General features: G+C 46.3%; 12 protein-coding genes. 5 read left to right on the forward strand and 7 right to left on the reverse strand.

What is annotated here, in order from left to right; genetic code table 11:
• Positions 1-9 precede the first annotated feature (9 nt).
• Complete coding sequence (locus tag LY387_RS06005) at positions 10-1512, forward strand: arylsulfatase (protein ID WP_234495668.1); 1503 nt, start codon at positions 10-12, stop codon at positions 1510-1512.
• Between the two features lie 60 nt (positions 1513-1572).
• On the opposite strand, the gene LY387_RS06010 is transcribed toward LY387_RS06005, so the two are convergent.
• Positions 1573-2148 carry a TetR/AcrR family transcriptional regulator gene (locus LY387_RS06010; RefSeq protein ID WP_234495669.1) on the reverse strand — a complete coding sequence of 192 codons (576 nt, stop codon included), beginning with the start codon at positions 2146-2148 and terminating at the stop codon, positions 1573-1575.
• Between the two features lie 162 nt (positions 2149-2310).
• Between LY387_RS06010 and LY387_RS06015 the strand changes: the two genes are divergently transcribed.
• The 4 genes from LY387_RS06015 to LY387_RS06030 all read left to right on the forward strand — a co-directional run bounded on the left by LY387_RS06015 (position 2311) and on the right by LY387_RS06030 (position 6092).
• Positions 2311-3552 carry a CinA family nicotinamide mononucleotide deamidase-related protein gene (locus tag LY387_RS06015; RefSeq protein ID WP_234495670.1) on the forward strand — a complete coding sequence of 414 codons (1242 nt, stop codon included), beginning with the start codon at positions 2311-2313 and terminating at the stop codon, positions 3550-3552.
• A 191-nt stretch (positions 3553-3743) separates the two neighbouring features.
• Complete coding sequence (locus tag LY387_RS06020; RefSeq protein WP_042472241.1) at positions 3744-3983, forward strand: hypothetical protein; 240 nt, start codon at positions 3744-3746, stop codon at positions 3981-3983.
• Between the two features lie 212 nt (positions 3984-4195).
• Positions 4196-5215, forward strand: a complete 1020-nt coding sequence (locus LY387_RS06025) for a DUF2804 domain-containing protein (RefSeq protein ID WP_234495671.1) — start codon at positions 4196-4198, stop codon at positions 5213-5215.
• A gap of 34 nt (positions 5216-5249) precedes the next feature.
• On the forward strand, positions 5250-6092 hold the full coding sequence (locus LY387_RS06030; protein ID WP_234495672.1) for a sterol desaturase family protein: 843 nt from the start codon (positions 5250-5252) through the stop codon (positions 6090-6092).
• A gap of 24 nt (positions 6093-6116) precedes the next feature.
• On the opposite strand, the gene LY387_RS06035 is transcribed toward LY387_RS06030, so the two are convergent.
• The 6 genes from LY387_RS06035 to LY387_RS06060 all read right to left on the reverse strand — a co-directional run bounded on the left by LY387_RS06035 (position 6117) and on the right by LY387_RS06060 (position 12120).
• Entirely contained in the window at positions 6117-8837 is a 2721-nt protein-coding gene (locus tag LY387_RS06035) for a cation-translocating P-type ATPase (protein ID WP_234495673.1), read from the reverse strand.
• A gap of 89 nt (positions 8838-8926) precedes the next feature.
• Complete coding sequence (locus LY387_RS06040) at positions 8927-9766, reverse strand: magnesium transporter (protein WP_234495674.1); 840 nt, start codon at positions 9764-9766, stop codon at positions 8927-8929.
• Positions 9767-9771: 5 nt separating this feature from the next.
• Positions 9772-10176 (reverse strand): hypothetical protein, encoded by a 405-nt coding sequence (locus LY387_RS06045; RefSeq protein ID WP_234495675.1) that lies wholly within the window; start codon positions 10174-10176, stop codon positions 9772-9774.
• 175 nt (positions 10177-10351) lie between these two features.
• Positions 10352-10681, reverse strand: coding sequence for an SMR family transporter (locus LY387_RS06050; protein ID WP_234495676.1), 330 nt, complete (start codon positions 10679-10681; stop codon positions 10352-10354).
• 9 nt (positions 10682-10690) lie between these two features.
• On the reverse strand, positions 10691-11089 hold the full coding sequence (locus LY387_RS06055) for a DMT family transporter (RefSeq protein WP_234495677.1): 399 nt from the start codon (positions 11087-11089) through the stop codon (positions 10691-10693).
• A 98-nt stretch (positions 11090-11187) separates the two neighbouring features.
• Positions 11188-12120: a LysR family transcriptional regulator gene (locus LY387_RS06060; protein WP_234495678.1), complete on the reverse strand. Its 933-nt coding sequence runs from the start codon at positions 12118-12120 to the stop codon at positions 11188-11190.
• Positions 12121-12196 lie beyond the last annotated feature (76 nt).

Raw genomic sequence — 12196 nt, forward strand, 5'->3', positions numbered from 1 at the left:
GGAGGCAGGATGCATCGTCATATCATTAGGGTTCTATTGGTCACATTATTGGGGTTTAGTGCGCTAGCAAATGCAGAGGATAAGCCACCGAACATCTTTGTTATTTTTACTGATGACATTGGTATCTCAAATCTTAGCGCCTATCACCGTGGGGTGATGAGCAGTGAGACACCTAATATCGATAGTATTGCCGAAAAGGGCATGCTGCTCACCGACTACTACGCACAGCCATCTTGTACCGCAGGACGCTCGGCTTTTATTACCGGCCAGTTTCCTGTACGAACAGGTATGCACACTGTCGGTCTGCCGGGAAGCCCAGTAGGGCTTAATCCGGATACACCGACTTTACCAGAAATTCTCAAAACACTGGGCTATACGACAGGTCAGTTTGGTAAAAACCATCTTGGTGACCTAGATGCGGTATTGCCTACGATGAATGGCTTTGATGAGTATTGGGGGTGGTTGTATCACTTAAACGCAATGGAATACACCGAAGATCCGGACTGGCCTAAAGACGAGGCGTTTCAGAAGTTTGCCCCTCGAAATGTGATTCATGCGAAATCTGATGGCAAAGGTGGGCAAACCATCACGGATGACGGTCCATTAACCACAGATCGAATGCGCACTTTAGACGATGAAGTGAACAAACACGCCATCAACTTTATTGAGCGTGCCGTCAAAGAAGATAAGCCATTCTTTACCTGGTATTGCCCATCAAGGGGTCACGTTTGGACTCATTTATCACCAGAGTATGAGGCCATGCTTGGTCAAAATGGCTGGGGGCTACAAGAAGTGGTCATGAAAGACCTTGATGATCACGTGGGGGAAATGCTCGCCAAACTTGAAGAGTTGGGTGTCGCAGACAATACCATAGTGATATTCACGGCGGATAACGGCCCTGAGATCATGACTTGGCCCGATGGCGGCATGACGCCATTTCATGGCGAAAAAGGTTCAACGTGGGAAGGTGGTGTGAGGGCACCATTGCTTGTTAGCTGGCCGGGGAAAATTCCCGCGGGCAAAGTTCACAACGGCATGTTTGATGGTATGGATTGGTTGCCAACGCTCGTTGAGGCTGCTGGTGGACCAAGTGACCTGAAAGAGCAGATGTTGACGGGCTATGAAGGCTACAAAGCGCACTTAGATGGCTACAACCAAATGTCGATGCTAACAGAGCAAGGACCTTCAAATCGTAAAGAGATCATCTACTATGAGCGTGATAGGTTGCAGGCAGTGCGAGTTGGCGATTGGAAGGCACACTTTGTGGTGCAAAATCACGGCTGGAGCGGACCAAAAGAAGAGCTTAACGCGCCATTGTTGTTTAATCTTCGACGAGACCCTTACGAGCGAGCTGCAGAAGAGTCCGGGATGTACATTAACTGGATGGGTAAAAAAATGTGGGCATTTGGTCCTGCGCAAGCTGCGGTTAAGCAGCACTTGGAGACCTTCAAAGAGTGGCCACCACTGACGTTTGAACCCGAAGCCGTCGATGCATCGGGAATAGGGCGTTAAATGAATAAAGGGCTGGAAACAGCCCTTTTTTGACAGCCAAAGTATGAGAGCTTAGTAAAACTAGTTGCTACCGACCAACTGCGCGGTTTCACGCATCGCTTGCTCTAAATGAGCTCTATCCTTTTGAACCGCACAAAGTAAAGTCGCGCCTAACCACTTAGCGTAAAGGGAGCGAGATGCCGCATACGGTTCTGAGATAGACATGACACCTAGCGTATTCCCCTCGGTGAAGTAATCTGCCATTCGATTAATGACCTTTTCAGCCCCCTTATCGAGTTCGGCTTGCATGCTTGACGATGTCCCTGCGATCTCTCCGGAAAGCTTGACCACTAAGCATTTAATTTGAAACTCGCATGTGACTTTTGATTCAGACCAGAACTCGAAGTAATTCAAAACGCGATCGGCAAACGGCAAATCTTCATCGCTGAGGTATGATATGACAGTGGCGAGGTGATCCTCGAAGTAGCCCTCGAGCAGCTGGCGTCCGAAGTCTTCTTTTGATTTGAAGTGATGGTAGAAAGAGCCTTTGGTTGCGTTTGCTTGTTGGATAATCTTCATGATGCCGATACCAGCAAAACCATGCTCGCTGATAAGCTCAAAACCTGCATCCAGTAGTGTTTGTTTTAAATCTGCCATAGTTCACTTCCCACGAGTAGATTGACCATTATAACCATGCCCATACCGACCGTACAGTATGGTTTGGTAAAGGTTCTGCTAATCCTATGATTTGCTTAGTTGTCGCTATTGCTATTTCTTTAACTCATGTCATTCTTAAAGAAAAACGAATAAGGAGAGATCATGCCTAAAATAGCGATGCTGAGTACTGGAGAAGAGGTTCTATATGGTGACATTGTGGACACCAATGCCGCTTGGCTCAGTCGTGTCTTTTATGAGCATGGGTTTTCTATGTATAAACGCTCGACGGTTGGTGACCAGCGAGCGTCTTTGCTGCAAGAGTTGGTGATGTTGAGTCTCAACCTAGATGTCATCATTGTGAACGGTGGTTTAGGTCCTACATCGGATGATCTGAGCGCTGAAGTAGCGGCAGAAGCCGCGGACGAGCCTTTGGTATTGAATCAAGGATGGCTCGATAACCTAAAATCCTTCTACGCGAAACGCGGTAAACTCATGCCTGAGAGCAATATAAAGCAAGCAATGTTGCCCGCTAGTGCCTCGGTAGTGGATAACCCAATCGGTACCGCTTGCGGCTTTAAAATGATGATCAACGACTGCTTATTTTACTTTACACCGGGCGTGCCAAGTGAGTTTAAGAAGATGACCATTGAGCAGATCATCCCCGACCTAAAAGCTCAGTTCCCGAATCAGCAGGGCCGAGTATGTCGACGTATTTTTACCTTCGGTCTGTCTGAGTCTGGTATTGCTGACACGCTATCGAACTTACAGCTTCCCGCCGATTATGAGCTTGGCTACCGCTCTTACTTACCGTTCATTGAAGTAAAGCTATTTGGCCCGTCTGACGACTTAGAAACCGGTGCTCGCGTACTTGCTATGATAGAGAAACTGCTGCATAGCAATGTCGTCAGTGTCGATGAGCCTATGTTGGAGCGTATCGGACACCTAGTTGAAGTGCATAAGCCGACCATTGCCATCTCGGAACACTCCACCAAGGGTTGTTTAGCGTCTTGGTTGCAAGACAGTGAGAAAGTATCGCAGTGTTGCGGGGCGACTTGGATCTTAGGTTCCAAAACCGCATCTCCGTTAGATCGTGATAGCGAACAGTTAGGTGCAACATTGGCACTGGCAGGAGCGACGAAAGGAAACTGTTCGGCCGATATCGCGATCTCGACAGGCAAATTAGAAAACGAGCAGTTCTCTGTTGCGATCTCAACGCCAAAAGGAGAGTGGGGGCAGACGCTTAAACTGCAAAGAAGCTATAACGAAAAGAGTGTCAAAACTGTGATCAGTACGGTTGCTGGTGACATGTTGCGTCGATATCTAGACAATCAACCGATGTTTCCTGACTACGGGTTCTTAACGAGAACTCAAGATATATTCTTACCGCTTGAGAAGTTATCTTGATTCATTTGCCCTGAAATGCGATTGGTTGAATATGCTTTTTAGTTATTTATATATGAAAATTGGATCTAGTTCACAATAATCTGATCTCTAAAGGGAATTTCAAATTCTCATTTTTGAGAGTAGCTGTTTTTCTCCAATTGATTAAAATCAATGTTCACCCTAAATATAGTGGTGTGCAGGAGGGGGGAGATATGATCCAACAATCTAAAATAAGAGTGTTTTATCAAGTAGCTAATGAGCAAATCATGCTTGGTGAAGCGTTCAGTAAAAAGTGCGGTGATATAGCAGCTATGTGGTTGAAGGCTCCTATGGAAGAGATCCTGTCCGACGATGGTTTCCGAATCTCGCTTTATGACGATGGTGGTCGTCATGTAGCTGATAAGAGCGTATCTATGGGTACCGCCGATTCAATTTTGTCGACAGTCGATTGAACCAAAATATTCATTCCTTTTGGGCTGACCTATGCGTCAGCCCTTTCTTTTTGTGCCACGTTTTTCACGTGGTTCTTAACGGACTTCACGTAGTTCTTAACGGAAATTATTGAAACTGTGATCGCTTTGGTGCTTTTGCTCTAACCTTCGTCGAGTCGATAAAATCTGATTCATACTTGTACAATCTATGACCACGTTATGGGTGCTCGAGTATGGAACTCTCGTCAATTCAGCAAATTAAAACCTTAATCGATGAGACTGGGCGTCCGTTGCAGGGATATCTCACCTCTATACCAGAGCAGCTGGACGTAGAGAGTTTTCGCTATTTCTCGACCATGGACAAACAGCGCAGTTCGGTTGCCAAGTACTTCCACTACAAACAGTTCCAGTTCATTAGCGTGTTCACGCCAGATTATGTCATTGGTTTTGCGATCGCCGATATACGTTATGTCGGCAATAGCTTTTGCTACCTCTACGACATCAAGCGAAATGAGCTGCTAGAGCAAAGCTGGCTTCGACCATTAGGGCTTGGCTATTTCATGACTCCGTCGCCTTGGCAAGGGAAAGCCGTGTTCAACGGCGGCGCACTGACGTTACAAATCGAAGAAGGTGTCTGGAGCGCTGCGGTTAAATCTAAGCACTTCTCTATGGATATTACACTGACGCCGCCGAGTCATGACAGTGCCCCCATTATGGTGAGCTCGCCTACCGGTTATTCGGGCTGGACCTACACTCAAAAGCATAATGCGCTCAATGTCTCCGGCAGTTTGAACGTTGCTGGTAAATCGGTTTCGCTCAGCAACGCGCGGGCAGGCTATGACTTTTCTGCGGGATTTATGCGCCGTGAGACAAGCTGGCGCTGGGCGAGCATCAGCGCAGATTCTGAAGGAACCCGACTAGGGTTAAATCTCGCGGCAGGCGTGAATGAAACTGGGGTGAGCGAGAATGCCTTATGGATAGATGGGCAAAGAGTGCTTCTTCCAGCCGTGCTGTTTGAGTTTGATCGACACGATCCTGATTCTGCTTGGAGAATTTACGACTCTAACGGGTTGATAGACCTTCGTTTTTCCCCTAAGAATGTGCGCAAGGAGCGACTCAACCTTTGGCTACTTAAAAGTAACTTTCGCCAGTTTGTGGGCACGTTTTCTGGGACGATTTCACTATCGAATGGACGTAGCTATGAGCTGGAGAATGTACTGGGGTTGACGGAAGATCATTACGCCAAATGGTAAGCATTGACTAGGTAAAATAGGAACAAGGACAAGTATGGAAACCCTCGCGGATAAACCTGAACTGCTACTGATTGCGTTAGCCCCCATTTTTCTGCTCATGATGGGGTTGGAATATTGGTTTGGGCAAAGAAGCAACAGGCTACCTGCTTCGGCGCGATACTCTTTCAAGGAATTGGCCTGTAACTTTTCTCTTGCGGGATTACATCAACTGTCTGATTTAATGGCAGGTTTATTCATCGCTAAGCTTTACCTACTCGTGTTTGGATGGAAGCTATTTAACATAGAAATGTCGCTTCCGCTGTTTCTGCTCCTCATGCTGCTGCAAGATTTCTTTTATTACTGGTTCCATCGCGCCAGTCATAGAGTGCGTTGGATGTGGGCGGCACACGTTGTTCACCATAGCTCGGAGAACATGAATTTCAGCACTGCATTTCGTCAAAGCCTGATGTATCCGCTGGCTGGCATGTGGTTATTTTGGATGCCCCTTGTCATTATTGGATTCGAACCCAAATGGGTGGTGTTTGTGGTTTTACTCAACTTGGGGCTACAGTTCTTTGTGCATACTCAGTGGATTCGCAAGCTTGGTCCTTTGGAATGGGTGTTTAACACGCCTTCTCACCACCGCGTGCATCATGGGGTCAACGCTCAGTATATCGATAAGAACTACGCTGGCGTGCTGATTATATGGGATAGGCTGTTTGGAACCTTTGAACCTGAGGTGGAAACAGTGCGGTATGGCATCAGTAAACCAGTCAAAAGCTTTAATCCTTTTATTGTGACTTTTGCAGAATGGAGAGATATGTTGAGGACCGTAGGAAAAGAGCGTTCTATGACGGGAAAAATGAGAGCGGTACTAAGACCGCCCTCTGATGATTAGTTTATGACTAATAGTGGCTACGAGTTATAGCCACTTCGTCTTAGTCAGTTCTTTCACTGATGACAACACGAATGTCAGTCCGCCCGATACGATCACAATCCAAGATAAGTGATGCAAAGCAAGAGGTTCAGTGCTAAACACATATTGACCCATTGAGGTGTAGACCACACAGAGTGATAGTGTGGCTGACAATGCAATAGCGCCCAGTAGATATAGATTGGTAAACGGATTCTTCCTAAACAGCGTAGTAAACGTTCGGCTATCGAATAGGTGCCATAGCTGTGCAAAGATCAGCATCAAGAACGCAATAGTCTGAGCATATTGCGTGCTAAATCCACTGTTCAGTGCCCACGCAAACGAGACATAGCTGAGCGCACCCAGCGCCAAACCACGGGTAAGAATCCTCACACCTAGGCCATCAGAGAAGAATGGCTCGTTTCGTTTGCGAGGCTTTCTATCCATCAAGTCATGCTCTTGAGGCTCCATACCCAGCGCTAAAGCAGGTAGGCCATCGGATACCAAGTTCACCCATAGAATCATCAATGGCGTCAGTGGCAAAACGGTTTCAGGTCCCATCGCAAGGAACGCAAACAGGATAACCGATACCTCTGCGACGTTAGCTGTCAATGCTTGTCGCATGAACTTTCGCAGGTTATCGAAAATCTGACGACCTTGGCGTACTGCCTTAACAATGGTGCTGAAGTTATCATCAAGCAAAATCATATCACCTGAATCCTTAGCAACGGATGTCCCCGTGATACCCATGGCGACACCGATATCCGCTCGCTTGAGCGCAGGAGCATCGTTCACGCCATCACCTGTCATAGAGGCAACTTCGAGGTTCTCTTGCTGCGCTTTGACGATTCTTAGTTTGTGCTCAGGCGTCACGCGAGCAAACACAGCGACAGAAGGACAAATCGCTCGAAGCTGATTGTCGTCCATATGATCAAGCTCGGTGCCCGTCACCACTTTGTGCTCTGGTCTACGTATGATGCCAATTTCTTTGGCGATAGCCTTTGCTGTCGCTGCGTGATCACCAGTGATCATCACAGTACGAACACCTGCGCGGTAGCATTGCTCGATGGCTTCTTTCACTTCTGGTCTTGGTGGATCGATAATGCCAAACAGTGCCGTGAGACAAAAATCTTGCTCTAAATCGCTCGCCTCGAGATCAAGCTGATTTGTTGAGAGTGGCTTAAAGCCAACAGCGATAGTGCGAAGTGCTCGATTGGCGAAACGATCAATTGCGGTTTCGAAGGCTTGTTTTGCGTTGTCGAATTGAGTCGCACTCATGCCCGCGAAGTTAGTTCCTGTCTGGAAGCTAGATGCCTTGGTTAGCAGCACATCTGGCGCGCCTTTGACTGCAAGAAAGTAATCACCATTTGGAGACTTCACCACGGCTGATGCCATCTTGCGAGTAGAATCAAACGGGAATTTCTTGACGATTTGGTAGCCACCATCACAAAGCAGAGTATCTTTGACAAAACCAGCCTTCGCTGCCGCCACCACCATTGCGCCTTCAGTTGGGCTGCCTTGTACGACTAACTTACCGTCTTGTTCTATGACTTTTGAGTCGCTACATAGTGCAGAAATCAGCAGTCCTTGATTCAGGCTTGACGCGTGTGCAAGACGATTGTCGTGACCGTCTGCGACAAACTCGCCCTTTGGCTCAAAGCCTTTACCTGTTACGTCCCAAAAGTGATTCGTGGTGTCGTAAGCTTTAACCACTTGCATCTGGTTTTGAGTAAGCGTACCGGTTTTGTCCGAACAGATAACCGTCACTGATCCTAGCGACTCGATAGCAGAAAGCTGCTTCGCAAGAGCGTTGTTTTTCGCCATGCGCGTCGAGCCCATCGTGAGTACAATAGTCACAACAGTCGGCAATCCCTCTGGTATGGCGGCAACAGACAATGAAATACCTGTCGTCAAAATGTCGAGAACAGGCATACCATGATAGAAACCGACACCACAGACTAGGGCCACGATGCCAAGTCCAACAAACAGCAATAGATGCGCAAGGTTGTCCATGCGAACTTGCATTGGCGACTTAGTGAGAGGTGTCTGGTTCATCATCTCAGCGATGTGGCCGACCTCAGTTTGCATGCCAGTGGCAGTCACAACGCCAAGTCCAGTACCTGTTGTGACCATAGTTGTCATAAACGCCATGTTCTTTTGGTCACCGAGCGCTACGTCTTGGTCGCCAATTGTATCGACGGACTTGGTCACGGGCTCGGATTCACCGGTGAGCGCAGCCTCGTCGATAGCAAGCTGATGCGCCTCCAAAATACGGACGTCCGCAGGCAGAATATCACCGGTGTTTAGCTTGATAATATCGCCAGGTACCAGTTCTTTTGCCGGAATCATTTGCCAATTCGAATCACGAATTACCTCGGCTTGAGGCGCAGCCATCTCCTTGAGTGCTTGCATCCCTTTATGAGCTTTACGCTCTTGCCAGAAAGAGATACCAGTATTGATCATGATGATCACCGCAATCGCAATCGCGTCAACCATATGACCTGTCATTGCTGACACAATCGAACCAATCGCCAGAATGAATACGAGCGGGTTTTTGTACTGCTCTAGATAGAGTTGCCACATTGGCTTTGCAGCCGCTTCTGTGAGGGCATTCTCGCCATAGTGTTCGAGGCGAGAAGCCGCTTCAGCCGAGCATAATCCTGAGCTCTTAGTGGTCTGAAGGTTATTTATTGCACCAGCTGTACTGATGTTGAACCATGGTGTTTTCACATTGATATCTCCAATGTTTAGCCAGTCCGTTGAAATGAATTACATCCATTTGGGGAAGTGAATATAAAAAATAAAATGTCTGTGTTTTCTCATCGAATGCCGAGATATTGGCTGACGATGGTGAAGTAAATCCAGATGCCAGAGATGTCGACGATAGAGGCAAGTACCGGGCTCACAAGTACAGCAGGGTCAAGCTTAAATACCCTAGCCACGATTGGCAGGACACCACCCAAGACAGTCGAAATAACCACCTGAATAAACAGCGCTACTGAAATAGCAAAAGCGATGTCTGTGAGTGCGAATCCGGAGTGGCTTGTAGCGCCGCTAAATATAAGAACGCGCGCCGCAATAATGATTGCCAGCACAATGGCGATGAGTGTGCCAACTCGTAGTTCCTTCCAAGCAACCTGAAGCCATTGCTGTTTTTTTAGCTCACCAGTGGCAAGTGCCCTGATCACCAGCGTTGCCGCTTGGCTGCCCGTGTTACCACCTGCAGCGGCAATGACCGGCATATACACAGCAAGTAAAACTAAGGTGCTTAAGGTATCTTCATATTTCGCAATGATCAGGCCGGAAACAATACCAAGCAGTGCCAACGTAATAATCCAGCCTATTCGCTGGAATACATGCTCTCCGACACTGGTGGTCAGGTAGTCACGGTTGGTCTCTGCTTCTGAGTGGATAATGCCGAGCTGCATCGCGATGTAGCGTACTTTTTTGTCATGTCCGAGCATTTCTAGCTCTTCAAGAAGATGCTGAACTTGCCCATGAGGGCAGTGCTGCAAAACAAAAACACAATGCTCGACATCATTGAGCATCAGAAATTGCAGTTGTCTGTCATCACTACTGTGAACAAACTCGTCAATGTATTGGTCCTGGTAGTTCCTTGAATAGGTGTAGTCTTCAAGCTCCTGAACGTTGAGATTCATAGTGATTAGCCTTTTAGCGATGCACTTAGATTAAAATCGACTAATATCGGAAGTGAGATTTCATTTTCGATTAACCAGTTGCCAATTTTCTCTTTTATTTTTGGAGTAATTTGATAAGCAGAAATTTTCTGTAGGCATCGAGATAGAATCGTATTTTGCTTGTGGATAATGCTTTTGCGTACAAGTGAATCAAGTACTTCACGCTCTATTGTATAAAATCCAAGTCCATTGTTATCAGGAAGTTGAACTTGGAAGGATAGATCGCTTAGCCAAATGCCAATATCTCGATTAAATAGGTATGCACCTTGACCAAACTGTGTGCTGACACTGTACAATGCGACGACTGCAGATATTTCTTCATCACTAAGCTGTGACAACAGTGCTCTCGGAGGATTCTTGTAAAAGTTCATAATATTCAACTGTGATAGTGATTATTAGTTATAGTTTGATTTAACTTTAAATTATTTGGGGAAAGGTGGCGGAGAAAAGATGGCTCATCATGTTATTATTATTCAGGCATGGATGAGCCCCCCAAATATCCTTTCTCCGCGCTAACTTATAGATTTAGTGTTTGTAAAAACGAGATTAAGCTGTTTTCAATACAATGATTGCCGCAATAACTGTAAAGATGCCCGCCCAACCAATTCTCTTAAGCTTTTGGTTAAATAGTAGGTAGCCGCCCAATGCCGTACCGAGAATACCGATTGCCCCCCAGCTTGCGTAAGCGATCGCAAGGTCAATACCTTTTACCGCTTGCGCCAAAAGCGTGAATGCAAGCAGTACCAGAGCGATAGCAGAGAAGCCCCATTTACGCTTCTTAAAACCTTCAGACTTTGACAGCGCCATATTAGCGGCAACGTCTAACAGTGCTGCAAGCACTACGTATCCAAAATAGATGTTTAGAATAGAGTTCATGTTTGCTTCCTACCTTAACTTAGCGGTTTGAATCTTTGGTTTAGTAACGCTCTTTACTTTTACTGGCTCAGGCTGTTCTGTGTGGTGTTCTTCACCAAGTGTCACCATAACAACACCAGCGACAACGAGTACTAATCCGAAAATTTCTTGCATATTGAGTGTCGCGCCAAAATAGAAGATGGACACTAAAGTAATCAGAGCAATACCCAAACCTTCCCAGCAAGCATAGGCGATACCGATTGGGATCTTTTTAGCTGCAAGAGCAAGAAAGTAGTAAGAAACTGAAATTAGAACGTACATTAATACGTAGTTAAGAATGTTTCCTCCTTGACCTGCAACATTCATTGAGCTCGTACCTGCTACCTCAAAGAATATAGCCATCATTAAGAAGAATCTTGCGATAATCATTATTACCTCTATTGAAAATTAGTTTAACGCGAGTCTGCCGCGCTTCGATATTCAATATACATGAATAATCTGCCACGACATTGCATATCAGCTATTCATTATTGAAACGGGAATTGCTTGTTTCTAAACGCTCCCTGAATCACACTATGGACATGTTGAGTTAACGGGTTATTTCTTTTTATTTGGCTAAACCCACCATATATATCGTAGTGAGGAAGGTTAACGTTAATCTTACTAATAGAGTAAGTTTCAATGCCTTGGTAATGCATTGCCGATGAAGGGCTACCAAACATAATAGCGTCACTATTTTTTAAATAACTGGCGGCTGAGCGTAAATTAAGTGTTTGCATAACAATATTAGGTTCCAGTTCGGTATTACGAAACAGACCTTCAATATTGAATGTTGATTTGTGTCCATCGGGAGCAGGAATGGAGACGATTGGCAAACCCTGTACATCACTTAAATCAAAAGGAGCAGAGAGGATAGGGTGATGCTCACGAGCAATGATCACCGCAGACTCCTCGTAAAGTTTCTCTTGGTATATCGCTTGAGGTAGCACGATGTCTTGGTCGGTAATGCAATAGTGGTAATCACCTGATTTAAGCCCCTCAGCGGCATTAGGGTGCCAAATGTCAAAAGAAAGCTTAGCGTTAGGAAAAGCATCAGCACAGGCTTTGGTAAGTGCATCAGCTTGTTCCTCAAGGATGTAAGGGTCAATGACCAAAGAGACGTCACCAGAATAGAGAGTGGCATCAAATTCAGACAATTCGTCAAGTGCATTTTGAAGCGGTGCAAGCATTTGGTCGGTCACACTTGCCAAACGTCTAGCAAGAGGTGATGCCTCCATGCCATGTGCGCTGCGAGTAAAGAGGTTTTGTCCGAAGGCTTGATTTATTTTGGCGACATTACGGCTGACGCTGGCTTGAGAGATACCTAGATGAAGAGCCGTTGCCTTAGTGCTTTTGTACTTTACAAGGCTTCTAACAACAGGAAGTAGGCTTAGGTCGAAGTTATCAAGATTTGGGGTCATGACGAGTGCTCTCTGTTAAGGGTAAAGACAGGGTGCGTGACCAAAGTTGGTCATGAGTCCTTACGCTGGCATCTCG

It is taken from the genome of Vibrio maritimus, assembly GCF_021441885.1.
GTDB classification, from domain to species: Bacteria; Pseudomonadota; Gammaproteobacteria; order Enterobacterales; family Vibrionaceae; genus Vibrio; species Vibrio maritimus_B.

Coding starts and splice junctions, on each gene's coding strand:
- LY387_RS06025 (WP_234495671.1), top strand. CDS start 4,196: ATGGAACTCTCGTCAATTCAGCAAATTAAAACCTTAATCGATGAGACT.
- LY387_RS06060 (WP_234495678.1), bottom strand. CDS start 12,120: ATGACCCCAAATCTTGATAACTTCGACCTAAGCCTACTTCCTGTTGTT.
- LY387_RS06015 (WP_234495670.1), top strand. CDS start 2,311: ATGCCTAAAATAGCGATGCTGAGTACTGGAGAAGAGGTTCTATATGGT.
- LY387_RS06020 (WP_042472241.1), top strand. CDS start 3,744: ATGATCCAACAATCTAAAATAAGAGTGTTTTATCAAGTAGCTAATGAG.
- LY387_RS06010 (WP_234495669.1), bottom strand. CDS start 2,148: ATGGCAGATTTAAAACAAACACTACTGGATGCAGGTTTTGAGCTTATC.
- LY387_RS06030 (WP_234495672.1), top strand. CDS start 5,250: ATGGAAACCCTCGCGGATAAACCTGAACTGCTACTGATTGCGTTAGCC.
- LY387_RS06050 (WP_234495676.1), bottom strand. CDS start 10,681: ATGAACTCTATTCTAAACATCTATTTTGGATACGTAGTGCTTGCAGCA.
- LY387_RS06005 (WP_234495668.1), top strand. CDS start 10: ATGCATCGTCATATCATTAGGGTTCTATTGGTCACATTATTGGGGTTT.
- LY387_RS06055 (WP_234495677.1), bottom strand. CDS start 11,089: ATGATTATCGCAAGATTCTTCTTAATGATGGCTATATTCTTTGAGGTA.
- LY387_RS06045 (WP_234495675.1), bottom strand. CDS start 10,176: ATGAACTTTTACAAGAATCCTCCGAGAGCACTGTTGTCACAGCTTAGT.
- LY387_RS06040 (WP_234495674.1), bottom strand. CDS start 9,766: ATGAATCTCAACGTTCAGGAGCTTGAAGACTACACCTATTCAAGGAAC.